Annotated in this window: 23 protein-coding genes and 1 tRNA gene; 16 read left to right on the top strand and 8 right to left on the bottom strand. The window is 45.2% G+C overall.

The window, feature by feature from the left end; genetic code table 11:
• Positions 1–53 precede the first annotated feature (53 nt).
• Positions 54–827, top strand: a complete 774-nt coding sequence (locus tag AK966_RS09710) for an ion transporter (RefSeq protein WP_409119917.1) — start codon at positions 54–56, stop codon at positions 825–827.
• A gap of 32 nt (positions 828–859) precedes the next feature.
• Here AK966_RS09710 and AK966_RS09705 read toward each other — a convergent pair whose 3' ends face one another.
• Positions 860–2,392, bottom strand: coding sequence for an inorganic triphosphatase (locus AK966_RS09705; protein ID WP_119464047.1), 1,533 nt, complete (start codon positions 2,390–2,392; stop codon positions 860–862).
• Between the two features lie 206 nt (positions 2,393–2,598).
• Here AK966_RS09705 and AK966_RS09700 point away from each other — a divergent pair, with 206 nt between their 5' ends.
• The 3 genes from AK966_RS09700 (at position 2,599) to AK966_RS09690 (ending at position 5,472) form a co-directional block, all read left to right on the top strand.
• Entirely contained in the window at positions 2,599–3,279 is a 681-nt protein-coding gene (locus AK966_RS09700) for a TIGR00153 family protein (RefSeq protein WP_172438090.1), read from the top strand.
• Positions 3,280–3,409: 130 nt separating this feature from the next.
• Positions 3,410–4,669 carry an inorganic phosphate transporter gene (locus tag AK966_RS09695; protein ID WP_099078829.1) on the top strand — a complete coding sequence of 420 codons (1,260 nt, stop codon included), beginning with the start codon at positions 3,410–3,412 and terminating at the stop codon, positions 4,667–4,669.
• Positions 4,670–4,860: 191 nt separating this feature from the next.
• Entirely contained in the window at positions 4,861–5,472 is a 612-nt protein-coding gene (locus tag AK966_RS09690; RefSeq protein WP_099078954.1) for a TIGR04211 family SH3 domain-containing protein, read from the top strand.
• 76 nt (positions 5,473–5,548) lie between these two features.
• On the opposite strand, the gene AK966_RS09685 is transcribed toward AK966_RS09690, so the two are convergent.
• Positions 5,549–6,259, bottom strand: coding sequence for a general secretion pathway protein GspB (locus AK966_RS09685; RefSeq protein ID WP_119464046.1), 711 nt, complete (start codon positions 6,257–6,259; stop codon positions 5,549–5,551).
• Entirely contained in the window at positions 6,259–7,878 is a 1,620-nt protein-coding gene (locus AK966_RS09680; RefSeq protein WP_119464045.1) for an ExeA family protein, read from the bottom strand. Before AK966_RS09680 ends, AK966_RS09685 begins: the two co-directional genes overlap by 1 nt.
• Before the next feature lie 137 nt (positions 7,879–8,015).
• On the opposite strand from AK966_RS09680, the gene AK966_RS09675 reads away from it, so the two are divergent.
• A complete protein-coding gene (locus AK966_RS09675) occupies positions 8,016–9,257 on the top strand; it encodes a multifunctional CCA addition/repair protein (protein ID WP_119464044.1) in 1,242 nt (413 codons plus the stop codon).
• A 67-nt stretch (positions 9,258–9,324) separates the two neighbouring features.
• Here AK966_RS09675 and AK966_RS09670 read toward each other — a convergent pair whose 3' ends face one another.
• Genes AK966_RS09670 through folB form a run of 3 tightly spaced genes read right to left on the bottom strand, consistent with a single transcriptional unit; the run spans position 9,325 to position 10,982 of the window.
• On the bottom strand, positions 9,325–10,128 hold the full coding sequence (locus AK966_RS09670) for an undecaprenyl-diphosphate phosphatase (protein ID WP_099078825.1): 804 nt from the start codon (positions 10,126–10,128) through the stop codon (positions 9,325–9,327).
• Between the two features lie 15 nt (positions 10,129–10,143).
• Positions 10,144–10,626, bottom strand: coding sequence for a 2-amino-4-hydroxy-6-hydroxymethyldihydropteridine diphosphokinase (gene folK / locus AK966_RS09665; protein ID WP_099078824.1), 483 nt, complete (start codon positions 10,624–10,626; stop codon positions 10,144–10,146).
• Positions 10,620–10,982 carry a bifunctional dihydroneopterin aldolase/7,8-dihydroneopterin epimerase gene (gene folB, locus AK966_RS09660; protein ID WP_099078823.1) on the bottom strand — a complete coding sequence of 121 codons (363 nt, stop codon included), beginning with the start codon at positions 10,980–10,982 and terminating at the stop codon, positions 10,620–10,622. The genes folK and folB overlap by 7 nt, the downstream gene beginning before the upstream one ends.
• 264 nt (positions 10,983–11,246) lie before the next feature.
• Here folB and plsY point away from each other — a divergent pair, with 264 nt between their 5' ends.
• A complete protein-coding gene (plsY, locus tag AK966_RS09655; protein ID WP_099078822.1) occupies positions 11,247–11,858 on the top strand; it encodes a glycerol-3-phosphate 1-O-acyltransferase PlsY in 612 nt (203 codons plus the stop codon).
• Positions 11,859–11,898: 40 nt separating this feature from the next.
• Here plsY and AK966_RS09650 read toward each other — a convergent pair whose 3' ends face one another.
• Both AK966_RS09650 and tsaD read right to left on the bottom strand, forming a co-directional pair.
• Complete coding sequence (locus AK966_RS09650; RefSeq protein WP_099078821.1) at positions 11,899–12,714, bottom strand: alpha/beta fold hydrolase; 816 nt, start codon at positions 12,712–12,714, stop codon at positions 11,899–11,901.
• A gap of 122 nt (positions 12,715–12,836) precedes the next feature.
• Complete coding sequence (tsaD, locus tag AK966_RS09645; RefSeq protein ID WP_099078953.1) at positions 12,837–13,853, bottom strand: tRNA (adenosine(37)-N6)-threonylcarbamoyltransferase complex transferase subunit TsaD; 1,017 nt, start codon at positions 13,851–13,853, stop codon at positions 12,837–12,839.
• A gap of 230 nt (positions 13,854–14,083) precedes the next feature.
• Here tsaD and rpsU point away from each other — a divergent pair, with 230 nt between their 5' ends.
• The 10 genes from rpsU (at position 14,084) to AK966_RS09590 (ending at position 23,410) form a co-directional block, all read left to right on the top strand.
• Positions 14,084–14,299, top strand: a complete 216-nt coding sequence (rpsU, locus tag AK966_RS09640; RefSeq protein WP_001145625.1) for a 30S ribosomal protein S21 — start codon at positions 14,084–14,086, stop codon at positions 14,297–14,299.
• A gap of 27 nt (positions 14,300–14,326) precedes the next feature.
• The gene (locus AK966_RS09635) at positions 14,327–14,770 is read left to right on the top strand and encodes a GatB/YqeY domain-containing protein (protein WP_099078820.1); all 444 of its coding nucleotides are present in this window, start codon (positions 14,327–14,329) and stop codon (positions 14,768–14,770) included.
• 138 nt (positions 14,771–14,908) lie between these two features.
• The gene (dnaG, locus tag AK966_RS09630) at positions 14,909–16,672 is read left to right on the top strand and encodes a DNA primase (RefSeq protein ID WP_119464091.1); all 1,764 of its coding nucleotides are present in this window, start codon (positions 14,909–14,911) and stop codon (positions 16,670–16,672) included.
• Positions 16,673–16,771: 99 nt separating this feature from the next.
• Positions 16,772–18,637, top strand: coding sequence for an RNA polymerase sigma factor RpoD (gene rpoD, locus AK966_RS09625; protein ID WP_119464043.1), 1,866 nt, complete (start codon positions 16,772–16,774; stop codon positions 18,635–18,637).
• 143 nt (positions 18,638–18,780) lie between these two features.
• A tRNA-Ile gene (locus AK966_RS09620) sits at positions 18,781–18,856 on the top strand.
• A 233-nt stretch (positions 18,857–19,089) separates the two neighbouring features.
• Entirely contained in the window at positions 19,090–20,331 is a 1,242-nt protein-coding gene (locus tag AK966_RS09615) for an integrase domain-containing protein (protein WP_119464042.1), read from the top strand.
• The gene (locus AK966_RS09610) at positions 20,332–21,444 is read left to right on the top strand and encodes a hypothetical protein (protein WP_119464041.1); all 1,113 of its coding nucleotides are present in this window, start codon (positions 20,332–20,334) and stop codon (positions 21,442–21,444) included.
• A 126-nt stretch (positions 21,445–21,570) separates the two neighbouring features.
• Positions 21,571–21,783 (top strand): AlpA family transcriptional regulator, encoded by a 213-nt coding sequence (locus AK966_RS09605; protein ID WP_119464040.1) that lies wholly within the window; start codon positions 21,571–21,573, stop codon positions 21,781–21,783.
• Between the two features lie 508 nt (positions 21,784–22,291).
• Positions 22,292–22,729, top strand: a complete 438-nt coding sequence (locus AK966_RS09595; RefSeq protein ID WP_147422377.1) for a hypothetical protein — start codon at positions 22,292–22,294, stop codon at positions 22,727–22,729.
• Positions 22,730–22,957: 228 nt separating this feature from the next.
• Positions 22,958–23,410 carry a helix-turn-helix domain-containing protein gene (locus tag AK966_RS09590; protein WP_119464037.1) on the top strand — a complete coding sequence of 151 codons (453 nt, stop codon included), beginning with the start codon at positions 22,958–22,960 and terminating at the stop codon, positions 23,408–23,410.
• Positions 23,411–23,477: the final 67 nt, after the last annotated feature.

The following is a 23,477-nucleotide window of genomic DNA, read 5'->3' as shown; positions in this document are numbered from 1 at the left end:
TTATACTTACCTTCGCGCTTAGCTTTCATTACGCGATTTATTTTGAGCTTCGTATGAAAAACAATGATATCAAAAACAGCACAAAACCGATGGGGCTGCTATCACTAATATTGTCTTTTATGGCACTATTTGTGATCTCTGGCCTATTGTTTTTCCCAATTGATCACGAAACCCGTCAAGTTCTTATCGGTCTAGATTTTATAATCTGTAGCATTTTTATACTGCAGATCAGCATTGATTTGATCCGAGCCACAGATCGCAGGCAGTTTTTGAGACATCACTGGATCGATTTTGTCGCGAGCATCCCAATGGTTGAGCCTTTGCGCTTCGCTCGCCTGTTTCATATTTTACGTGTGATACTGATGCTACGCTCTTCCAAACATATCCTTATCCAGTTAAAGCGCAACCGCAGAGAAACCACTCTGGCTTCCATCTTGTTACTGATGGTGGTGTTGATTACGCTTGGCTCCAGCGCCATGCTGTTTATCGAAGGGAAAAACCCAGAGGCGAACATTCAGACTGGTGCCGATGCCTTGTGGTGGGCATTTGTGACGATTTCAACGGTCGGTTACGGCGACCATTATCCCATCACGACGGCAGGTAAACTGCTCGCAGTGCTGATCATCATATGTGGTGTCGGCATCTTTGGTATGATTTCGGGTTTAATTACTTCAATTCTCACTGCACAGACTGAGCAGCAAGATCACCGCTTGAAGAACAAAGAGAAGGCATTGGAAGCGGTTCTTGATAAGCAGGAACAGATCTTAAATCGACTGCAAAGCATCGAACAGGCGCTGCAAGAGCAAAAACAACAGACAAAAAAATAGGCCCCAAAGGACCTATTCTCTTTTATTTATCATTACTCTTGCCAATACGGCTCAACTTCAACACTGATGGCGCGCGTTTGATCCATCGCATGCAAGATGGAGCGCTCTTGGCGGGTTAGCCAGCGCTCTAACTGCTCTTGCTCTTCCCCCTCAAGCATACCAACCAATGGCAACAAGTGATTAAGCATCAGTAGATCATCAATACCATGGACTAAATCCGCCCAAGGTAAACGAAAGCTATTACGCTCTTCAGCGTCATACAAGCTCGCAAAACCAATCCCCGTATAGAGGTTACGCAATAAACGATAACGCTGATCCACATAGTCTTGTGCTGATAGCTCACGCTCAGAAGGAAAAGCCTCTATCAGCTCTGCCCACGTGCGGTCCAGCTGCGCCACCGAAAATGGCTGGATGTTACTCGACATTTTCTCGCGCGCTTTTTCGTCCAAGAATGGCTGCCAACCACGGGTTAAGATCCAACGGCTTAAATCAAGCAACAATCCGGTATAACGTGCGGAACTCAATAACGTCAGCACTTCTTCACGGCTCGGTAACTCTTCAAGTTGAGCGGTCAATTCAGAGACAAGGAACTTACGTGCATCCAATTTTCGCAGCACATTTCCTTTATCATCTAACAGCTCTTCCAAATGGGCATGTTCATCTAACCACACAAGCTCTTCTTCCAACCACTTGAGCTCCTGGCGTAAGATTGCACTGGCACGGCGTGGCACTATACTGGAAAAGATCGTCAACGTTTGACGAATAAAACGGATTGCATTCGCGATTTCACGCAATGCCTCAACGCAATCGCGCTCAGTATAAATTTGCTCGTGGTAATGCCAATGCGATAGAGCATGCTCTAATGAGTTAATGAGGCAATATTCTACCGTGTCCGTCGTGCTGGTGTTGACTAAAGCCAGTGGTTTAACCTCGTCTCCTGAGTAACCGGAGGCAAGACGATAACCTTTAGCCGCTTTGCTCAAGTTACCTAAGCGCATTCCTCCCGTCTCACATAGGCTGCGAGCTAGGGTAAATAGCGCATCAGTTTGACCCGATTTTAGTTCTAGCTCGACTTCGCAGATAGAATCTTGCTTCTCTTCTCCGTCTTCACCTTGGGCGATCACTGCACCTTGGTCAAAAGCCACTTCAATTTGGCTACCATCAGGCATACCAATCAACCACTGTTCACGAGTAAAGTTGGTAGAAAAGAGAGGGCTAAGCTCAGATTGTAACGTCGCAACGTCTTTCCCCACTGGCCAAATATCAAATGGGTGAAGTGTGAGCTCTGGCTTATTACTCGTGTGCTCAGCGTTGTATTCTGGTCTTTGATGAAGGCCAGCAACAACGCGCCCAGTGGTTTTTACTGTTTGAACAAACACATCATCAAAGCGACGAATTCTTAAACCAATGTCGTGCTTTCGTAGCCATTTATCAGCCGTATCAAAATAAGTGTTACCCAAGTCACGACAACTGTGCTGAAGAACTTTTGTTTCAGAAATTTTGTTTCTTAAAGTTTCTGAAAATTCAGGAGAAACAAAAAACTTCAGTTCTATCTCGGTTTCCATAGCTATACCTTTCAAAGCAGATAGAAACAGGATATTGCCTAATTTCCCACTCGGCAAGAAAGAAATATCAACGGAATGATGATCTAAAACAGTTTTAAAGAGCCATTTTATGCGTTACCATGCGCGCCTTTATAGCCATCCGTTCAACATTTCGCCAAGAAATGGTGTATGTTTTTTTAAGGTTATAGCTATTAGGTTGAATGACCATGCCAGTAAATACAATTATGGGGTTATTTGCAAAGTCCCCTATTAAGCCTTTGCAACGCCACGTTGTGTGTGTCAACGAATGTTGTTCACACCTAGTTAAATTTTTTGAAGTCTCTTCAAAAGGTGACTGGGAAAAAGCATCTGAAATCCGTGCTCAAATTTCTCATCTAGAGAAAGAAGCGGACGTGCTAAAGCGTGAGATCCGTCTAAAACTGCCTCGCGGTTTGTTCCTGCCAGTAGACCGTACTGACATGCTTGAGCTTCTGACTCAGCAGGACAAACTTGCTAACTTGGCAAAAGACATTGCTGGCCGTGTGTATGGTCGTCAGCTTGTCATTCCTGAGACTCTCCAACCAAACTTCCTCGCTTACGTTCAACGTTGTCTTGATGCTGCTAACCAGGCGCAAAAAGTAATTAATGAACTTGATGAACTGCTAGAGACCGGCTTCAAAGGCCGCGAAGTAACGCTCGTTGCTGAAATGATTCATCAGTTGGACGAAATTGAAGATGACACCGATACAATGCAGATTGAACTGCGCCAACAATTGATGGCGATTGAATCTGAATTGAACCCTATTGATGTCATGTTCTTGTACAAGATTCTTGAATGGGTAGGTGGTATTGCCGACCAAGCGCAGCGCGTAGGTGCTCGTTTGGAAGTCATGCTATCTCGATCTTAAAACATAAGTTAACGACATAACGAAGAGCACGACTAACGCCTGTCAGATGGACGATGATTATTTTCACCGTCTTATGGACTGATGCGCGTAAAATTTTGCTCCGCTTGTTATAAAACAACTAGGTACTACGATGGATATCCTTGCGAACTACGGCACTGTCCTGATTATTGTTGCAGCGATTTTTGGTTTCATGATGGCAATTGGTATTGGCGCGAATGACGTTGCTAATGCGATGGGTACATCAGTCGGCTCAAAAGCGCTAACCGTAAAACAAGCGATCATCATTGCGATGATCTTCGAATTTGCGGGTGCATATCTTGCAGGTGGTGAAGTAACCGACACTATCCGTAAAGGTGTTATCGAAACATCTCTATTTGCTAGCCAACCAGACATTCTTGTCTACGGTATGATGTCAGCGCTTCTTGCTGCTGGTACGTGGCTATTGCTTGCTTCTTACATGGGCTGGCCTGTATCTACCACTCACTCAATCATCGGTGCAATCATCGGTTTTGCGTGTGTGTCTGTCGGTACAGAAGCCGTTGACTGGAGCAGCGTTCAAGGGATTGTTGGTAGCTGGATCATTACACCTGTTATTTCAGGCTTCTTTGCTTACCTCATTTTCGTCAGTGCACAGCGCCTGATCTTTGATACTGAAAACCCGCTGATCAACGCGAAACGTTTCGTACCAGTTTACATGTTCATCACTACCATGGTGATTGCACTGGTAACGATCAAGAAAGGTCTAAAGCACGTTGGCCTGCACCTAACCAATGGCGAAGCGTGGATGTGGGCAGCTATCGTATCTGCAGTGGTAATGGCCGGTGGTTACTTCTACATTCAGAAGAAATTTGCTAACCGCGAAGAAGACCACGGTTTTGCTGGCGTAGAAAGCATTTTCAGCGTACTGATGGTTATCACAGCGTGTGCGATGGCATTTGCTCACGGCTCAAACGACGTAGCTAACGCGATCGGTCCACTGTCTGCGGTTGTTTCGACTGTTGAACACATGGGTGAAGTCACAGCGAAAAGCACCATCGCATGGTGGATTCTTCCTCTAGGTGGTTTCGGTATCGTCGTTGGTCTAGCAACACTTGGTCACAAAGTAATGGCAACGGTTGGCACCGGTATCACTGAACTGACACCAAGCCGTGGTTTTGCCGCTCAGCTAGCAACTGCATGTACGGTAGTTCTCGCGTCAGGTACTGGTCTACCTATCTCTACCACACAAACCCTTGTTGGTGCAGTTCTAGGTGTTGGTTTTGCTCGCGGTATTGCAGCACTTAACCTAGGCGTGGTACGTAACATCGTAGCATCTTGGATTGTGACACTGCCAGCAGGTGCGCTATTGGCGGTTGTGTTCTTCTACGGCATCCAAGCGATGTTCGCGTAAGACTGCTTTGGTGTAAAAGCTCTACGTCAATACAATGTAAGCGCTTTGTCATTATTGACTCAAACGCGCAGAAAGGGAGGCTTTGCCTCCCTTCTTTGTTGCACCGCAGTTTGAAACTGCATAATATTCGTCTATTTCCGGCTCCAATCGGTGCCAAAGCTGTATCCAAGAAAATCGTTAAGGGATTTATTGTGAAAAAACTATTCATCACAGTTTTGTTTACTTTGCTAGCGGCGCCAGCAGCACTAGCGGCAGACCGTTACATTTCTGATGACCTATTCACTTTTATGCACTCTGGTCCAAACAACACTTACCGTATTATGGGCAGTGTTAACGCAGGCACAAAAGTACAACTTCTCCAAACAAACAAAGACACGGGATACACACAAGTTCGTGACGCTCGTGGTCGTACAGGCTGGGTTCAAAGCAAGTTTGTTACTAACCAAGAGAGCATGGCGATTCGTCTTCCTCGCGTAGAGAAAGAACTGAAAGAAGTGAAAGAGCAACTGGCAAACGCACGCCATAACTCAGACACAGAAAAAGCGGGTCTCGTCACCTCACTAGAAACGCGCAGCCAACAAATTTCTGATCTAGAGAAGAAATACTCAGAGATCAGCGACCAGCTAACATCTGTTGAAACAGAAAACCGCGAACTCCGCGCTAAGCTAGACACGCAAAAAGATGACATGCTGCTGAAGTACTTCACTTACGGTGGTGGTGTGGCAGGCCTTGGCCTTCTGTTTGGTTTGATTCTTCCTCTTCTCATTCCACGTAGAAAAAAATCGCCAGCAGGTTGGGCATAATCACCAACGCTGATTGAATAAAAAAGCCAGTCGATATTCGACTGGCTTTTTGCTATTTGCGATTCAAGTAACGAGATTACCCTTTCCACTCATAGAGTGCTGGGATTCGAATCTGCTCACCTTGGAACTCGACAATCACCGCTTGTGGCCGAATCTCTTTCAATGTTACTTGCCCATCAACGACATCACCCTGAAGATACTCTACGTTGTTGATTTTCACCCAGCGGCGCTTGATATCACTGGCGTACATATGGGTTTGCAGGTTTAGTGCAGGCAAACGTCCATACCATTGCTGCGCGTTACGTTCTAAATCGTTCACTTGGACAGAGGCGCTATCTGGTTGCTCTGTATTGGCCAATGCATTTTCGACTTTTAACGCCAAATCTGGAGCTAACGAGGAAAGGTCAAGATCATCAAGCGATAGATCCAACGCATCCTGATCCAACGCATTTTTCCCTGCCTGATGAGGGCGTTCTAACAGAGCCAACTCGCCTGGTACGGTTTCATGACTGGTGTATTGTGCGTCGTTAAAAGTGCCCATATCGCTTGGTAGCTCTGCCGTTGGCCATTCGCGTGGCAAATGAGCAAGCATTGGCGTTTCTGGATAACTTAAACTTTCAAACGTCTGCTTTACGACCACTGGCGCGGTTTCAACCACAGGGGTAGCTTGCGTCACCCTAACTGGTTCTGGCGATGCCTGAGCAAATAAATCCAGATACCAGGCTACGCCAACTGCGGTTAAACTGACAGGTAACAGGAAGAGCCCTACATGTTTCATCATCGGCATTATGCTTCCTCCCCGCGGATTTTCTCTAACACTGGTGCGTTGGGCTGTATGCTCTGTTGTAAGCGTTCTAATGTACGCTGACCTGCAATGCCATCAACCGCAATGCCTTGCCAACGTTGAAACAGTTCGACGCGCTCTTTTAAAGCGCGATCAAAAATATCGGACTCCAGCGGCTGTTCATTAACGGCTTGGGCTAACAGTTCATCTAATACTTCAATGGCTGGACCCTGCATATCCAAACGTAATGTCTCTTTAAGTGGCGCTTGCCATAACTCAATGATATTGCCTTGCCACAACGGTTTAAGCCATGAAACTGGCAAACGTAGACGTTGGCTGCCATTGAGTACTTCGACTTTGTTATCACCAATCGCATACAAAATGACGTAGCCAACTTGGCCTTGGTAGTTAAGCTCTAGAATCACAGGGCGATTCTGTTGGACTAAGTGCGCCCAAGTCGCCATTTTTCGTTCACAGCGCATGGTCGATTGCGGCTCTGACAAACATAAGTTATCACGCACCGAAGCCTGATAACCCCATAGTTTATAAAGTTCGTTTACCACTAAACTCGATTGTGCCTGCTCCAACAAAGTATCGCGCTGCTCATTCGTCAATTGTTCATTCACCATTGGGGAGGCTATGAGCTGGACCACTTGAGCAACTTCGACGGGCTTAGTCGCCAAAGGCAATTTAAGTGACACCTGCTGCGTTACTCCCCACCCAATGCCCAACGCGGCCAATATGCCAACGGCCACCGATCCCCACATTGGCCATTCGAAACTCTGAACGGGTTTATCTTGTTGGTAAATATCCGCTTGAAACTGCATCACTTCTTCACAAGCTTGATGCACCGTCTGCTTATCGACCACCACATTGCCTTTGTAATAACTCATATTCAGCGACTTATCACAAATCAGATTGATAAGGCGTGGAATGCCGTGGCTGTACTTCGCTATCAATTTGGTTGAACTGCGGTCAAACAGTTGCTTGTCACCACCGGCTGTATGCAGACGGAAAGTAATGTAATCTACTGTTTCCTTCTCATCCAGCGGTAGTAAGTGGTAACGTCCGGTAATACGTTGCGCAAGCTGACGCAGCTGAGTGGTTTGCAGTAAACGTTGTAGCTCTGGCTGACCCACCAGTAGCACTTTGAGTAGTTTGCTGGTGTCCGTTTCTAGATTGGTCAGCAGACGTAACTGCTCTAACACATCCGCAGCCAAGTGCTGAGCTTCGTCAATGACCAACAGGGTTTGCCTGCCGAACTTGTGATTGTCCAGCAGGTGGCCATGAATCGTTTGGTTAAGCTGCTTTAATGTCGCATCTTGTGGATACGCTACGTTAAACTCATCACAGATGGCTTCTAGTAGATCACGGCTAGAAAATGTAGGGTTGAGAATCAAGCCCGCTTTGGTGTTTTCATCTAAGTTCGCCAACATCGCTTTTGCGACCGTCGTTTTACCTGTCCCGACTTCGCCTGTCAGCATGGCAAAACCACCACCATCGCCTAACCCCGCCTGAAGATGCGTAATGGCCTCTTTATGGCGTTGGCTCAGGTACAGATAACGCGAGTTTGGAACGATCGAAAATGGCAGTTCAACAAACCCGAAAAAGTCCTTATACATTAGGATCTCCAGCTAAAAAACGGTCGCATAGAGTCAGATATGGGCGAAACCACAGCGCATCTGCTCTTAGGAGTAAAGAAAAGTACCATTGCTTGCTACAATGTCCAACGTCATATCGATAAATTAAGAGGTAATTCGTGCAAGTTTATTTAGTAGGTGGCGCCGTCCGAGATCAGTTACTCGGAATTAACAGCTATGACAAAGATTGGGTAGTGGTTGGTGCGACACCAGAGATCATGCTTGCCCAGGGGTACACGGCCGTTGGTAAAGATTTTCCTGTATTCCTTCACCCTAAAAATAAAGAAGAGCACGCACTTGCACGAACCGAAAGAAAATCTGGTGCTGGTTACACGGGATTTGAATGCTTCTTTGATCAAAATGTGACACTCGAAGAAGACCTTATCCGTCGCGATCTCACCATTAATGCGATGGCGATGGATGACGACGGCAAACTGTATGACCCATACGGTGGTCAACGAGATCTCACCGCAAAAGTACTGCGTCATGTCTCCGATGCATTTATCGAAGATCCGTTGCGCGTTCTGCGAGTTGCTCGCTTTGCAGCTAAATTGTCAGACCTAGGCTTTACCGTCGCGGAAGAAACAATGCAACTGATGGAGGAGATGACGAGCTCTGGTGAACTGAGTACACTCACCGCTGAACGTGTGTGGCAAGAGTGGTACAAATCACTCTCAACGCCTCGTCCCGATGTGTTTCTGTCTGTACTCAGAAACTGCGGCGCTTTAGCCGTTGTTTTACCAGAAATCGATGCTCTATTTGGTGTACCTCAGCCTAAAAAGTGGCACCCTGAGATTGATACTGGCGTTCACACCTTAATGGTCGCAGAGCAAGCAGCAAAACTAAGCCATTCACTGCCGGTTCGCTTTGCAGCGCAAGTGCATGACTTAGGTAAAGGTGTCACACCGAAAAGCGAATGGCCAAGTCATAAGATGCATTGCCATACCGGCTTAACGTTAATTAAGCGACTATGTGAACGAGTTCGCGTGCCAAATGAGTTTCGCGATCTCGCTTTAATGGTGTGCGAACAACACTCCAATATCCACCGCGCCACCGAACTCAAACCACAAACTATCATCAAGATCCTTAACAAATTTGATGTGTGGCGAAAGCCCGAACGCTTGCAAGACATCTTGATTTGCTGCCAAGCCGACCACGCAGGCCGTAAAGGGTTGGAAGGTGAATCTTACCCGCAAGCGGCGTTATTTATGCGTGCCTATCAAGCAGCGGTATCTATTAATGTTCAGGCCATTATCCAGGATGGGTTCAAAGGCCCGGCAATCCGTGACGAACAGGAAAAACGTCGTATTGAAGCGGTCAACGTTGCACTAAATAATCCCGAATCCACCCCACATAAGTGACTCCAAAATGCCCACTCAGCTGAGTGGGCATTTTCAATTCATCCGGGATTCTTGATAGATCGGTTGGTTATGCACTCAGTAAGATTGCAAACAAACCAAAACCTAGAATCAGACGGTAAATCACAAATGGCGTCATGCCCATGCGTGAAATCATCTTCAAGAAAAAGTGGATACAGATGTAGGCACTAATAAATGAAGTCACGATACCCGTCAGCAAGAAGCCAACATGCACAGGTTCACCACTGGTCACTAGCTTCATACCCAAGTAACCACCAGCCAAAGTGATGATTGGGATCGACATTAGAAATGAGAAACGTGCTGCCGCTTCACGAGTAAAGCCTAGGTAAAGTGCTGCGGTAATGGTAGCTCCTGAACGAGAAGTACCCGGTATCATCGCCAACGCTTGTGCTATACCAATAAATAACGCTTTCTTCCAACCCGTTTGGTACTCATCCGCTACTAGCTCTGCGTTCTTGTCCACCCACCAAAGCAGTAAACCAAAAATGATGGTTGTGGTCGCGATCACATACGCGCTGCGCAGGTAAACCTCGATGATGTCTTTCATCAACAAGCCAAACACACACGCCGGGATCGTCGCGATCACGATCATCCATGCAAGTTTGGCTTCTTTACTGCGATCGCCTTTAAAGATCGATGCAAACAGCGCTTGAAATAGCGTGATCACTTCCTGGCGGAAATAGATCACTACTGCCATCAAGGTACCGACGTGAACGGCAACATCAAACGCCAAACCTTGATCTTCCCAACCCAAAATAGCGGAAGGCAGGATCAAGTGCGCAGAGCTGGATATTGGCAAAAACTCTGTCAGCCCCTGAATCAGAGCCAAGATAAAAGCTTCAAAGTAACTCATGTAAATAACTCAAAATTAAAGTGAAAAAGAAACTGGTCTGAGCGTTCCTGTAGGCTGCATCGCCTGCCAGATATCGGCAACAGTGCGCCCATCTCCGGGGATCACCAAATAAGGTTCCAGATCATACAAGGGCTTTGTGATAAAAGGATATTTGAATATATCACTGCGAGGCAGCTCAGGTTTTTGCTGCGAAATACAATCACCAAACAAAACGATATCGAGATCTAAGGTTCGATCCTGATACTTTTGCGCATTTTTCTCGCGTCCCCACTTAAACTCAATCTCGCGTAAGCGGTCACTTAACACGTCGAGTGATAACTCCGTGGAAAAACTGATCACGAAGTTATAAAAATTCTGACTGCTAAAGCCAACTGGCTCGCATTCATATATCGGCGATATGTGGAGATTCGTTCCAAGCTGCTGTAACTCTTGATAAGCGGCAAGCGAATGCTGCTCTCTATCTATATTGGTACCAACGCCGATATAAGCTTTTACCATGCCTGACCTCGTTCAATCACCACGCCAACGGCGCGTGCTTGAGGTACCGCGCCAGGTTTCGCTAAACGAATTTTTACCCAAGGCACACAAAAACGTTGCATGATCAACTCTGCGACTTCTTCTGCAACGCGCTCTACCAATAAGAAACGACCATTTTCAATATGATTGAGTACCGCTTGGCTCACTTGTGAGTAATCAAGCGCATCTTGAACGTCATCACTTTTACCCGCGGGCTTATTATCGTGTGCCATTTCGATATCTAGTACTAATTTTTGCTTAATTTGCTGTTCCCAATCGTACACACCAATCGTGGTGATCACTTCTAACTGCTCAATAAATACTTTATCTAGGGCCATCTTATGTCCTTTAATCCCAGAGGTCGGATACCCGATAAGGGTAATTTGATCGTAATATTCTATACCGAAGCAACCTAAGTGCTCGTGAGCAAAACACTTAGAAATAAAAAGTTACTTGGGTATAAACTGCGACGACTCTTTATATACAAGAACGACTATTATGCAAGCTCTATCGCAGAGAGTGATTTTGCTCATCACCGATTCGCGCTATGATAGCAACTACGCGGGAACTGAGCATTAATTTCCAATCCATCAAGGACTTCTATGGACGCACTGGCACTGATAATGACAATGGCTGCCTATTTGCTGGGTTCGATCTCCAGTGCGGTTTTGATCTGTCGTTTACTAAAACTGCCAGACCCACGCAAAGTCGGCTCCAATAACCCAGGAGCCACGAATGTCTTGCGCATTGGTAGTAAAGGCGCTGCGGTGTCTGTATTGCTGTGCGATATGCTCAAAGGCACCATTCCTGTTTGGAGTGGTTACTTCTTGGGTATCGACCCAATTATCCTTGGCGTTATTGCCATTGCCGCCTGCTTAGGCCATATGTATCCGATTTTCTTCCATTTTAAAGGTGGTAAAGGCGTCGCGACCGCATTGGGCGCGATCGCACCTATCGGTTTAGATCTAACCGGCCTTGTGATGCTCACTTGGCTATCTGTGGCCATTTTGTTCCGCTACTCTTCCCTCGCAGCCTTAGTCACGGTGTTGGTGACCCCTTTTTACGCTTGGATGTTCAAACCACAATACACATTGCCTGTCGCCATGCTGTGCTGTTTGATTGTGTTTAAGCATCACCAAAACATACGCCGATTGTTGTCTGGTGAAGAGCCTAAAATCGGTGAGAAGAAGTTGGCAGAAAAAAACTCGGCGTAATGCCGAGCTTTATTTAAAGCGTTAAATGCATAGGGTGAAATTAAGCATGTACTTGATTTAGGAAGTCCAATAGCATCTGATTCACAAATTCTGGCTGCTCTAACGCACTAATGTGGCCCGCTTGCGGAATTTCTACTAACTTACTGCCAGTGATGCAGTCACTCATCAAGTAAGACTCAAATACCGGGCGTGGTTTATCTTCACGACCTACCGCAATTAAGGTTGGCAAAGCAAACATTTCAGAGTCTTCTATCACATCACGGCGACCAAACACCATTCGACCAATGCGAGCAACTTCAACCGCACGCTCACCTTTCAGATTTTCAAGGCTTTGTTTGAACGACAATACCATCTCAGGGTTGGTTTGCTCCGCATCATTGGCAAAAAACAGAGGCACCACAGCATCCACGATAGGCGCAGGAACTGCCTGAACTTGACTGATGGTATCCAGCATGGCGAAATACTTCTTATGCGCCACTTCCGGCTCAAGGCCGATAAACGTATCCATCAGTACCAATGACTTCACTCGTTGCGGCGCTTGTGATGTCAACTCTGCGCCCCACATTCCACCAACAGATAACCCAACAACAGAGAACTGTTCGATCTCGAGATGATCCATCAACGCTAACATATGCTGAGCGTAATCCACCAAAGAGTGGGTTGACACTGGGGCGGCTTCTGATTCGCCATGCGCCCATAAGTCCGGCACGATACAACGATAAGATTGACTTAATACTTCAATTTGAGGCGCCCACATTTGGCTATCCCACAAATAACTGTGACCAAACAACAGCACCGGACCTTCGCCGATATCTAAATAAGCAAGTTGCTGACCTTCAATTTCAAATTTATTCATGCATATTTCCATTTTCTTTTGGTATGAACCGTTCCATCACCAAAATCATGTTCCAAAGAAACATAAACAAAAGGCCTCTTATTTCAGAGACCTTTCGCATTAACCATTCACTTTAATCGCCGTTACGCAATAGGCGTTAGTTGGTCGATTGGCCAGCGAGGACGCGCCTCTACAGACATATCAGCCACTTCACCATTCTTCAAACGCTGCATGCCAGCATAAGCGATCATCGCCCCGTTGTCGGTACAGAATTCAGTGCGTGGGTAATACACTTCACCACCGATTTTCTTCGCTAGCTTCTCAAGCTCTGCGCGCAGACGACGATTCGCACTGACACCACCAGCAATCACGATACGCTTCATGCCTGTTTGCTCTAGTGCACGCTTACACTTGATTGCCAGCGTTGCACATACCGCTTCTTCGAATGCTAACGCGATATCCGCGCGTGTTTGCTCGTCATCACCATTTGCCGCGATGGTATTCGCAGTAAAGGTCTTCAAGCCAGAGAAACTCATATCCAAACCGGGTACGTTCGTCATTGGGCGTGGGAACTTAAAGCGACCCGGCGTGCCCTTTTCTGCCAGCTTGGATAGCAACGGTCCACCAGGGTAATCCAAGCCCATCAGCTTCGCAGTTTTATCGAAAGCTTCACCTGCTGCATCATCAATCGACTCGCCGAGGATTTTGTATTCCCCAATGCCCTTTACTTCCACCATCATAGAGTGGCCACCCGACACCAATACCGCCACAAATGGAAATGGCGGTGGATTGTCTTCTAGCATAGGAGCAAGCAAATGGCCTTCCATATGGTGAACCGGCACCGCTGGCACTCCCCAAGCGTAAGCGATACTACGACCAATGGTCGCGCCAACCAACAGAGCACCGACTAAACCTGGACCAGCGGTGTACGCCACACCATCAATGTCTTTCGGGGTTAGATTGGCCTCCTTTAGCGCTTCTTTAATAAGAGGAATCGTTTTCTTAACGTGGTCACGTGAAGCCAGTTCCGGCACAACGCCACCGTAATCTGCATGTAGCTTTACTTGGCTATACAACTTGTGTGACAACAGACCATTCTCATCGTCATAAATCGCGATGCCCGTCTCGTCACAAGAGGTTTCAATACCGATAATGCGCATGGTTTTCTCAGTATGTTTTCTGTCTAGGGGAAATTTGAGCGTCATATTACCCTGCCTTTCCACTTCAAACAAATTTTGTACAGACAATAAGCGATAAAACACTTTACAAAGCTGTAGTGATCGGATTAAAATTCCGCACCATTTTTGATCAAGCTGGTAAGTGATCAAACATTTGTGATTTGGTCCATTGAATGCCAGCGTTAACGAATAACCCCTGAGGTGAAAGGCATATGCCAGTAGTTAAAGTACGTGAAAACGAACCGTTCGACGTTGCACTACGTCGTTTCAAGCGCTCTTGCGAAAAAGCAGGTATCCTTTCTGAAGTGCGTCGTCGTGAGCACTACGAAAAACCAACTACAGTTCGCAAACGCGCTAAAGCAGCAGCTCAAAAGCGTCACGCTAAGAAGCTAGCTCGCGAAAACGCTCGTCGCGTTCGCCTGTACTAATAACTGAGCTCCGGTAGGAATTTAGTTATGGCTCTGATTGATCAACTCAAAGAAGAGCAAAAATTAGCGATGAAAGCCAAGGACAAATTGCGCCTTGGTACTATTCGTTTAGCCCTATCAGCAATTAAGCAACGTGAAGTTGACGAACAGATTACTCTGAACGATGACGACATTATTGCTGTGTTGACCAAAATGGTTAAACAACGTCGCGACTCTGTCACGCAATTTGAAGCAGCGGGTCGTCAAGATCTTGCTGATGCGGAACAAGCAGAAATTACCGTTCTTGAGGACTTTATGCCTCAACCACTGACCGATGAAGAAGTTGCAACTCTTATCGAGAATGCAATCGCTGAATCTGGCGCAGCTGGCATGCAAGACATGGGCAAAGTAATGGGCGTTCTGAAACCGCAAATTCAAGGGCGTACAGATATGGGTAAAGTGAGCGGTTTAGTTCGCGCTAAATTAGCTTAACACCCCACCCAATTGCAGCAAGCCGTGCTATCCTTTGGAGCGCACGGCTTGTTTGTATCTGGATGAATGGAAGACAATCAGCCATTCTCAAGCTGGTTCCATCTCTCTGCTCACTGTTTTCTTTTTTTGTTAGGTTTTATGGCTGGACACATCCCACGTAGTTTTATTGATGACCTCCTAGCTCGGCTTGATATTGTCGATATCATCGACGCACGCGTAAAACTTAAGAAAAAAGGCAAAAACTACGGCGCTTGTTGCCCTTTCCATAACGAAAAGACCCCTTCATTCAGCGTAAGCCAAGAGAAACAGTTTTATCACTGCTTTGGCTGTGGCGTGCACGGTAATGCCATCGACTTCATCATGGAGTTCGAACGTTTAGACTTTGTCGAAGCCATTGAAGAACTGGCCTCTTATCTTGGTTTGGATGTACCACGTGAACAACGCAGCGGTGGTAGCGGCCCATCGAATTCCGGCCCACAAGCCAGCAGCAGTGAAAAACGCAGTCTTTACGATTTAATGGGCAGTATTGCTCAGTTTTATCGCAATCAACTCAAACAGCCAGCCAGCAAAGTGGCCATTGAGTACCTAAAAGATCGCGGACTGTCTGGTGAAATAGTGCAGAAATTTGGCATCGGCTACGTCGCTGATGAATGGGACTTGGTACGTAAAAACTTCGGCCAACAAAAAGACAATCAGGACATGCTCGTCACTGGCGGCATGTTGATTGAAAACGATAAAGGCAACCGTTACGACCGCTTCCGTGGCCGTATTATGTTTCCTATTCGCGATCGTCGTGGCCGAGTGATTGGTTTTGGTGGTCGCGTACTTGGCGATGGCACACCGAAATACCTTAACTCACCAGAAACGCCAATCTTTCATAAAGGCAAAGAACTTTACGGCCTTTATGAAGTATTACAGGCATATCGTGAGCCACCACGAATCTTGGTGGTTGAAGGGTATATGGATGTTGTAGCACTTGCGCAATATGGCATAGATTACTCTGTCGCCTCGCTGGGTACCTCCACTACTGGCGACCACGTTCAACTGCTGTTTCGTCAAACCAACACCGTTGTCTGTTGTTACGATGGTGACCGCGCCGGTAAAGAAGCCGCTTGGCGCGCATTGGAGAACGCACTTCAGTACCTAAAAACAGGCAACACTCTGAAGTTCTTATTCTTGCCTGACGGTGAAGACCCGGACAGCTATGTTCGTAAATATGGCAAAGCGGCATTTGAACAACAGATTGAGCAAGCAACCCCGCTATCAAGCTACCTATTTGATAACCTGATTGAACTGCACCAAATCAATCTGGGTAACCATGAGGGGAAATCAGCACTGCGAGCTTACGCCAGTGCCTTGATAGACAAAATTCCTGACCCATACTTTCAGGAGTTACTTGAAAAACTGCTTGATGAGCGTACGGGCTTTGACAACAACCTGCGTCAATCACGTAGAAAGAGCAGTGAATCTCGACCTCAACCGCACAAGGAGATTAAACGTACTCCAATGCGCGAGGTTATCGCTCTACTTATTCAAAATCCGAGCTATGCTCAAATGGTACCGGATCTCTCTACCGTTAGAGAGTTATCCATACCAGGTCTAAGTTTATTTGTTGATGTACTTGATAAATGTCAGGCGCATCCCCATATCAATACAGGCCAATTATTAGAGCATTGGCGTAACAACCAGAATGAGACCCTTCTGTCTCGTCTTGCGAGCTGGGATATTCCCCTCGATGAAGACAATCAAGAAGAAATATTTTTTGACTCACTGGACAAAATTATTGCCCAGTGTGTAGAAAAACAAATTGAAAACCTGCAGGCCAAAGCAAGAAGTGTCGGTTTATCAACCGAAGAAAAAAGGGAGCTTCAAGATTTAATCATGAGAGACTTGAAAGCGTAACCCTGATTAATTAGTCAGCAACAATTTAATTTGTTATAGTAAGTGGTTTGCATTTCGCATACTGATTCCTTCACCAGATTACGAAGTTGGATACCGTCTATGGATCAAAATCCGCAGTCACAGCTAAAGTCACTTGTTATTAAAGGCAAGGAACAAGGCTATCTGACCTACGCCGAAGTAAATGACCACCTACCTGCTGAAATCGTAGATTCAGAACAGGTAGAAGATATCATTCAGATGATCAACGATATGGGTATCAAGGTAGTAGAAACTGCTCCTGATGCTGATGATCTCGCACTGAACGATGACACAAATATTACCGATGAAGATGCAGCTGAAGCTGCTGCTGCTGCACTTTCTAGCGTAGAAAGTGAAATTGGTCGTACAACAGACCCAGTTCGCATGTACATGCGTGAAATGGGTACTGTAGAACTACTAACACGCGAAGGCGAAATCGATATCGCAAAACGTATTGAAGAAGGTATTAACCAAGTTCAATCGTCTGTTGCGGAATACCCTGGCACTATCCCATACATTCTTGAACAGTTTGATAAAGTTCAAGCAGAAGAACTGCGTCTTACTGACCTAATCTCTGGATTTGTTGATCCTGACGCAGAAGATACAACTGCGCCAACGGCAACGCACATCGGCTCTGAACTGTCTGAATCTCAACTAGAAGATGAAGACGACGGAGATGTCGATGAAGATGAGGATGGCGACGACGATTCAGAAGGCGAATCTGAAGAAGATGTTGGTATTGACCCAGAGTTAGCGCTTGAGAAATTCAACCAGCTACGCAGCACGTACCAAAGCCTTCAGCTAGCAATTAACGAACACGGCTATGACAGCCCGAAAGCGACCGTTGCTAACGAATTGATGCTAGACGTATTCAAAGAATTCCGTCTAACACCAAAACAGTTCGATCACCTTGTGAATGAACTGCGTACCGCTATGGATCGCGTTCGTACTCAAGAACGTTTGATCATGAAAGCGGCGGTTGAATACGGCAAAATGCCGAAGAAATCGTTCATCGCGCTATTTACTGGCAACGAATCAAACCAAGCTTGGTTAGATGAAGTGTTAGCATCAGATAAGCCATACGCTGAGAAGATCAAGCGTAGTGAAGAAGATCTCCGCCGTTCAATCACCAAACTAAGGATGATTGAAGAGGAAACGTCTCTAACAGTACAAAGTATCAAAGACATCAGCCGTCGTATGTCTATCGGTGAAGCGAAAGCTCGCCGTGCGAAGAAAGAGATGGTTGAAGCGAACTTACGTCTGGTAATTTCTATCGCTAAGAAATACACCAACCGTGGTCTACAGTTCTTGGATCTGATCCAGGAAGGTAACATCGGTCTGATGAAAGCGGTAGATAAGTTCGAATACCGTCGTGGCTACAAGTTCTCGACTTACGCAACGTGGTGGATCCGTCAGGCAATCACTCGTTCAATCGCGGACCAAGCACGTACGATTCGTATTCCGGTACACATGATCGAAACGATCAACAAACTAAACCGTATCTCTCGTCAAATGCTACAAGAGATGGGCCGTGAACCGCTACCGGAAGAACTGGCAGAGCGTATGCAAATGCCAGAAGACAAAATTCGTAAAGTACTGAAAATCGCTAAAGAGCCAATCTCAATGGAGACACCAATCGGTGACGACGAAGATTCGCATCTAGGTGATTTCATCGAAGATACGACACTAGAACTGCCGCTAGACTCCGCAACGGCGACAAGCCTGAAAATGGCAACAAAAGACGTACTTGCAGGCCTAACGCCACGTGAAGCAAAAGTTCTTCGTATGCGCTTTGGTATCGACATGAACACTGACCACACTCTAGAAGAAGTGGGTAAGCAGTTCGACGTTACTCGCGAACGTATCCGTCAGATCGAAGCGAAAGCACTACGTAAACTGCGTCACCCAAGCCGTTCAGAGACTCTGCGCAGCTTCCTAGACGAGTAATCGCAGTAATTTGCATCAAAAAGGTGACCTTAGGTCACCTTTTTTATTATTTGCAGTGCTAAGTGAATAAAAACTAAGCGCAATTGCCCTACCTTGTGGCTAGACACCTTGCAACGCTTCCCCTATAATCGTTGACCTAACAAGGCCCCTTAGCTCAGTGGTTAGAGCAGTCGACTCATAATCGATTGGTCCCCAGTTCAAGTCTGGGAGGGGCCACCATATTCAAGACCGTAGAGTTCCTCTGCGGTCTTTTTTATTGCCTGAACGCATTTGCAATCAAAATGTTATGAGATCTCATTTATCCTCATTGGTTCTCATTAGGTTTGTAAAATCCGCACTTTTTAGTAACACTGTTAGTAACACTAAGCCAAAATTGAGCAAGTGGTGTTACTAAAACTTCATGTAATACCGGATGCTCCCTATCAATCTTTCACAAAAATAAGGTGAGAGCTATGAGCAGAAAGGTACCTCCGCTAACTGCAACCCAAATCAAATCCGCTAAACCAAAAGAAAAAGAATACAACTTGGCTGATGGTGATGGATTATTTCTGCGTATTAAACCTTCAGGCTCTAAACGGTGGATTTTTAATTACTCTCGCCCGTTTACTAAGAAAAGAGCCAACATGGGATTCGGCTCCTACCCCATGGTTTCACTTGCAGAAGCTCGCTGCAAAAGACTGAGTGCCCAAGAGCTACTTGCCCAAAGCATCGACCCTAAAGCCCATAAGGACGAGCAGGAGCAACTTAAGAAAGACGCTTTAGAGAGCACGTTTGGTGCAATGGCTGATAAGTGGCATCAACTCAAACGACAACAAGTAAAGTTAGAGACCGCAGAGAAAGCATTTCGCTCACTAGAAAAGCACGTTCTTCCCTATCTCAAAAATGTTCCCCTAGAAGCGATCAAACCCAAAACAGTGATCAAGTTGCTCGAACCTGTAAAAGCCAATGGCAACTTAGAAACAGTCAAACGACTTTGCAGAAGTATCAATGAAGTAATGAGGCTGGGTGTGGCAAGTGGAGTGATCGAAGTAAATTACCTCACCGATGTCACGAAGATGTTTCCACCAGCTAAGCGGAAGAATATGGCTACGTTACCGCCCGATAGGTTAAGTGAACTTATGATCAAGCTTAACCAAGCCAATATATCCCGCACTACTCGATGTTTAATTGAATGGCAGCTGCATACTATGACACGCCCGATTGAGGCTGCGACAACTGAATGGAAGCACATTGATTTAAATAACAAAGTTTGGATCATTCCAGCAGAAAGAATGAAAATGCTGCGCCCCCACACAATCCCGCTCACCAAGCAAATGCTCGAACTACTCGAAGTGATGAAACCAATTAGCGGTCACCGAGAATACGTTTTCCCCAGCCATAGAAGCCCCACCAAGCACGCAAATAGTCAAACTGCAAATATGGCACTGAAGCGGATGGGTTTTGCAGGAGAACTCGTTTCACACGGTTTGAGGGCACTGGCCTCCACAACGCTTAACGAACAAGGATTCGATCCAGATGTCATTGAAGCCGCTCTCGCTCACGTAGATCGTAACGAAGTGAGACGGGCATATAACCGAGCTGAATATTTGGAGCGTAGACGAAAGCTAATGGATTGGTGGAGCAATCATATAGAGCAATCGAGTTATGGAAATCTATCAGTAACAGGAATGAAGAACCTACAGGTAGTGCAATAAATGAAAATTAACACTCCTCAGCTTAAACCACAGATCAATATCCCCAAACGAGACTACTACTATATTGATGATCTAGTTAAAATTTTTTCAGACTTCAATATTACAAAATCTGATATTGAACATTGGATTAGTGAGGGAGCTCTTTGGCCATCTGTTGCTTGTCACGCTACACCCGTGATCTTAGTTACAAAGGATTGTTCTTACTTCGAATACCTAGATGGAGAAAGAGACTTCTTAGTAAGCATACTACCTGATAAGACTGACATCATATTTGAAGATAATACAGATCTATCCTTTGAAATGCAGAGGAAACTAAAAGCTTTTAACGGACGAATGGCAAAAGTTTACGGTCTATGGAAAGTTAGCTCTCTGCTTTATGAGGATAGTGCTTTTATTCAACCTCTAGAAAGTGAACTGAGATTTAGTTGTCTGACAGATCAATTCTCCCAGCTAGAGTATGTTTTAGAGCATGCCGAAGTAGAAAAAATACTTAATATGTTGGAGGTACATACTTTACGACTAAACGCTCCTTATAAAACGGTAACAACAAAAGTTACTGCATACCATGCAACCGAGAAACAAAATGTACAGTCTGAAATTTCAATAACTTCCATGATTTTCGCCATAATGTCCCTATTACCTTCACTTAAAGATGAAAACTTTTGTAAAAGTAGTACCCACCTTTACAAAAAGTTAGAAAGTGAATACCCCCTTCAAGAAAGTAAGCATGTTCCATTTGAACCAGATAACCTAAACAAATGGAAAGAAAGCGAACATTTCGATCTGTTCATTAAATTTATTCACAAAGACTCAGATCACCAAAGACAAGTCCCCTTAGATCAAAAGAAGGCTCAGTTCTTATATTTCTCTACTGACTATCGACTCTTAGATAACCCCACAGAAGAATTAAAAAAACAAAGAACGGATGGTAAGCGTGCTCGATCATTTTTCAGCTTATTAGAGCTTTTACCTGACATTACATCCGAAGACATACACAGCAGCGAAGAACATTTACAAAAAAAAATATACGAAGCTTTTTGGGAGAATGGCATCACTCCCCCATTTATTGGTCTAGAAACGCTAAGTAGGTGGAAGGAAAAAATAAGCACTTAATAAGTTAAAATTTAAGAAGTTAGCTAACTTCTTAAGAAGATAGCTAACTTCCATGAAAGTCTCCCTCGAACCATTTAATCTGATTTCATCCTATACAGGACAACCTAACACAAGGATGAAATACACATGAAATTAGAGAACCGATTCGTACTCAGACCCGAAGTGGAAAGCTTCACAGGTAAAAGCAAAACTTGGATATATGCCCAAATTAAAGCTGGCACATTCCCAAAACCCATTCAACTTGGCGGACGTTCTGTAGCTTGGCTCAAGTCAGAACTTGAGGAATGGCAAGTTCAACGAGTGGCGGAAAGAGATCTGGAGGTTGGTAATGGAAACTAATCTTCAATATTCCAAGTCCATAACTAAGTTAGAAAAATGCTTGATCGCATTCCTCGAGGCGGGAACCTTTGGCTTACGTACAATTGATGTATTGATCAATAGCAAAGCTCACGCGAACGATATGGACAGAGCCAATAGGTTTTGGTCATCTTGTCTAAGAGATGATGTGAGCAAGCTACGTAACACATACAATATCCACCTCTCGGATAAAGTTGACCCCTTTGTTAGCTTACTTGGCTACAAAGCCAACTTCAAAAGGTACTGGATCTCCAACCTACACGAAGCCGAAAAGGTTATCACTTTACTCAATCAGTTAAGGAAAAAACGTGGGAAATCATCTCTCTCAGCTTTTGATACTGAGAGATTTCTAAGCAAATTTAACTAACCCTTCTAAATAAGTAAAAGTTCGGCGCCTCCTAATAGAGCTTTTCCTTTCATCACATATTTGAAGTCAATCGCTTATCACCTAATTGATGGTTTTGAGCTCGGAGCTAATGACGAGAGAAACATGAGCAGGAATCGTAAGAACAAAGGTTGGTTTGCTGGAATCCCCATTTGGCTAGTAGAGAGTCAATCATTCGTCGATCTTTCCACTCTGGCAAAATCCCTTTTAATCGAGCTAGCGGGACAATATAACGGCCGCAACAACGGCTATCTCAGCCTAACGAGAGACGACCTGAAACGTCGAGGGTACAACTCGCCAAATAGCAATCAGAGAGCAATACAACAATTGTTGGATGCCAATATTATCACCCGTACCTTTGAAGGAGGTATTTGTCGAGGAAAAGGAGTTTGCAGTTTATACGCCATCAACTGGCAACGTGTGGATGAGCGAACTGACAAACCATTGCAACACTTACCAATTGATGCCTATCAATTGATTCAACTGGCAAAGCAATCCGGGACAGAAAAGCTGTTGGAGCGAACCAAATCTAACATTATTTAAGATCTGATTTAATACACGGAACCGAATTTAACGGTATCAAATCAATACACAGCATTTAGCTTTAAGTATTGATTCAATACAAAGCCAAAAAGGCACAGTTCGAGACAATACCTTTATTTACAGTAAGTTAAAAGCAAACCCCTCTTACCTTATTTCAAATTGTCCGTGTATCGAAAAAAAACACCTTTATATATAGCCATACATACAAGATAAGAAAGGGAACTGACAATGGGCAAAACAAACGCTAGAACGTTGATTGCACAACAACGTCGTGAAAAAGCAGTTCAGTTACGATTAGCTGGACATACCTATAAATCTATTGCTGAAGAACTAGATATAACCGAAGCCGCTGCTTTCAAAACGGTAAAGACAGCAATGAGTCATGGGCTAGAGAGGATCAAAGCCAATAGTGAAGAACTGGCAATGACTGAACTAATGAGGCTAGAAGCGATTCACCAAGTGTTATGGCCTTTAGTTCTCGAAGGGGATTTAAAAGCGATTGACCGTCTTCACCGGAATAATCTTCAGCGCCAACGGTTGCTCGGCCTGTCAGAAAACACGCCACTAAACGGATCAGAAAAAATAGAAAACCCAGATGAGCAAAATGGTGTCATTATTGTGCCAGCAGTTTGTGACAGCGTTGAAGAATGGTTGGACAAATATGCACCCAAGAATCACTAACTCTAGCTTTCAATATCCCTCTTATAACAGTGAACATTACTGTGGGTATATTTCTAGCTTAAAGATA

The sequence above is a fragment of the Vibrio sp. PID23_8 genome, from assembly GCF_003584965.1.
In the GTDB taxonomy this organism is placed as follows: Bacteria; Pseudomonadota; Gammaproteobacteria; order Enterobacterales; family Vibrionaceae; genus Vibrio.
The sequence above is the reverse complement of the archived record's forward strand: the minus strand, read 5'-3'. Positions and strand labels throughout refer to the sequence as shown.

Bases quoted from the DNA above. Each gene is read 5' to 3' on its own strand.
- folK (WP_099078824.1), bottom strand. From the start codon at position 10,626: ATGGTAAAAGCTTATATCGGCGTTGGTACCAATATAGATAGAGAGCAG.
- dnaG (WP_119464091.1), top strand. From the start codon at position 14,909: ATGGCTGGACACATCCCACGTAGTTTTATTGATGACCTCCTAGCTCGG.
- AK966_RS09605 (WP_119464040.1), top strand. From the start codon at position 21,571: ATGAAATTAGAGAACCGATTCGTACTCAGACCCGAAGTGGAAAGCTTC.
- AK966_RS09635 (WP_099078820.1), top strand. From the start codon at position 14,327: ATGGCTCTGATTGATCAACTCAAAGAAGAGCAAAAATTAGCGATGAAA.
- folB (WP_099078823.1), bottom strand. From the start codon at position 10,982: ATGGCCCTAGATAAAGTATTTATTGAGCAGTTAGAAGTGATCACCACG.
- AK966_RS09700 (WP_172438090.1), top strand. From the start codon at position 2,599: ATGCCAGTAAATACAATTATGGGGTTATTTGCAAAGTCCCCTATTAAG.
- AK966_RS09695 (WP_099078829.1), top strand. From the start codon at position 3,410: ATGGATATCCTTGCGAACTACGGCACTGTCCTGATTATTGTTGCAGCG.
- AK966_RS09705 (WP_119464047.1), bottom strand. From the start codon at position 2,392: ATGGAAACCGAGATAGAACTGAAGTTTTTTGTTTCTCCTGAATTTTCA.
- AK966_RS09615 (WP_119464042.1), top strand. From the start codon at position 19,090: ATGAGCAGAAAGGTACCTCCGCTAACTGCAACCCAAATCAAATCCGCT.
- AK966_RS09650 (WP_099078821.1), bottom strand. From the start codon at position 12,714: ATGAATAAATTTGAAATTGAAGGTCAGCAACTTGCTTATTTAGATATC.
- rpoD (WP_119464043.1), top strand. From the start codon at position 16,772: ATGGATCAAAATCCGCAGTCACAGCTAAAGTCACTTGTTATTAAAGGC.
- AK966_RS09590 (WP_119464037.1), top strand. From the start codon at position 22,958: ATGGGCAAAACAAACGCTAGAACGTTGATTGCACAACAACGTCGTGAA.
- AK966_RS09680 (WP_119464045.1), bottom strand. From the start codon at position 7,878: ATGTATAAGGACTTTTTCGGGTTTGTTGAACTGCCATTTTCGATCGTT.
- tsaD (WP_099078953.1), bottom strand. From the start codon at position 13,853: ATGCGCATTATCGGTATTGAAACCTCTTGTGACGAGACGGGCATCGCG.
- AK966_RS09710 (WP_409119917.1), top strand. From the start codon at position 54: ATGAAAAACAATGATATCAAAAACAGCACAAAACCGATGGGGCTGCTA.
- rpsU (WP_001145625.1), top strand. From the start codon at position 14,084: ATGCCAGTAGTTAAAGTACGTGAAAACGAACCGTTCGACGTTGCACTA.
- AK966_RS09685 (WP_119464046.1), bottom strand. From the start codon at position 6,259: ATGCCGATGATGAAACATGTAGGGCTCTTCCTGTTACCTGTCAGTTTA.
- AK966_RS09610 (WP_119464041.1), top strand. From the start codon at position 20,332: ATGAAAATTAACACTCCTCAGCTTAAACCACAGATCAATATCCCCAAA.
- plsY (WP_099078822.1), top strand. From the start codon at position 11,247: ATGGACGCACTGGCACTGATAATGACAATGGCTGCCTATTTGCTGGGT.
- AK966_RS09595 (WP_147422377.1), top strand. From the start codon at position 22,292: ATGAGCAGGAATCGTAAGAACAAAGGTTGGTTTGCTGGAATCCCCATT.
- AK966_RS09670 (WP_099078825.1), bottom strand. From the start codon at position 10,128: ATGAGTTACTTTGAAGCTTTTATCTTGGCTCTGATTCAGGGGCTGACA.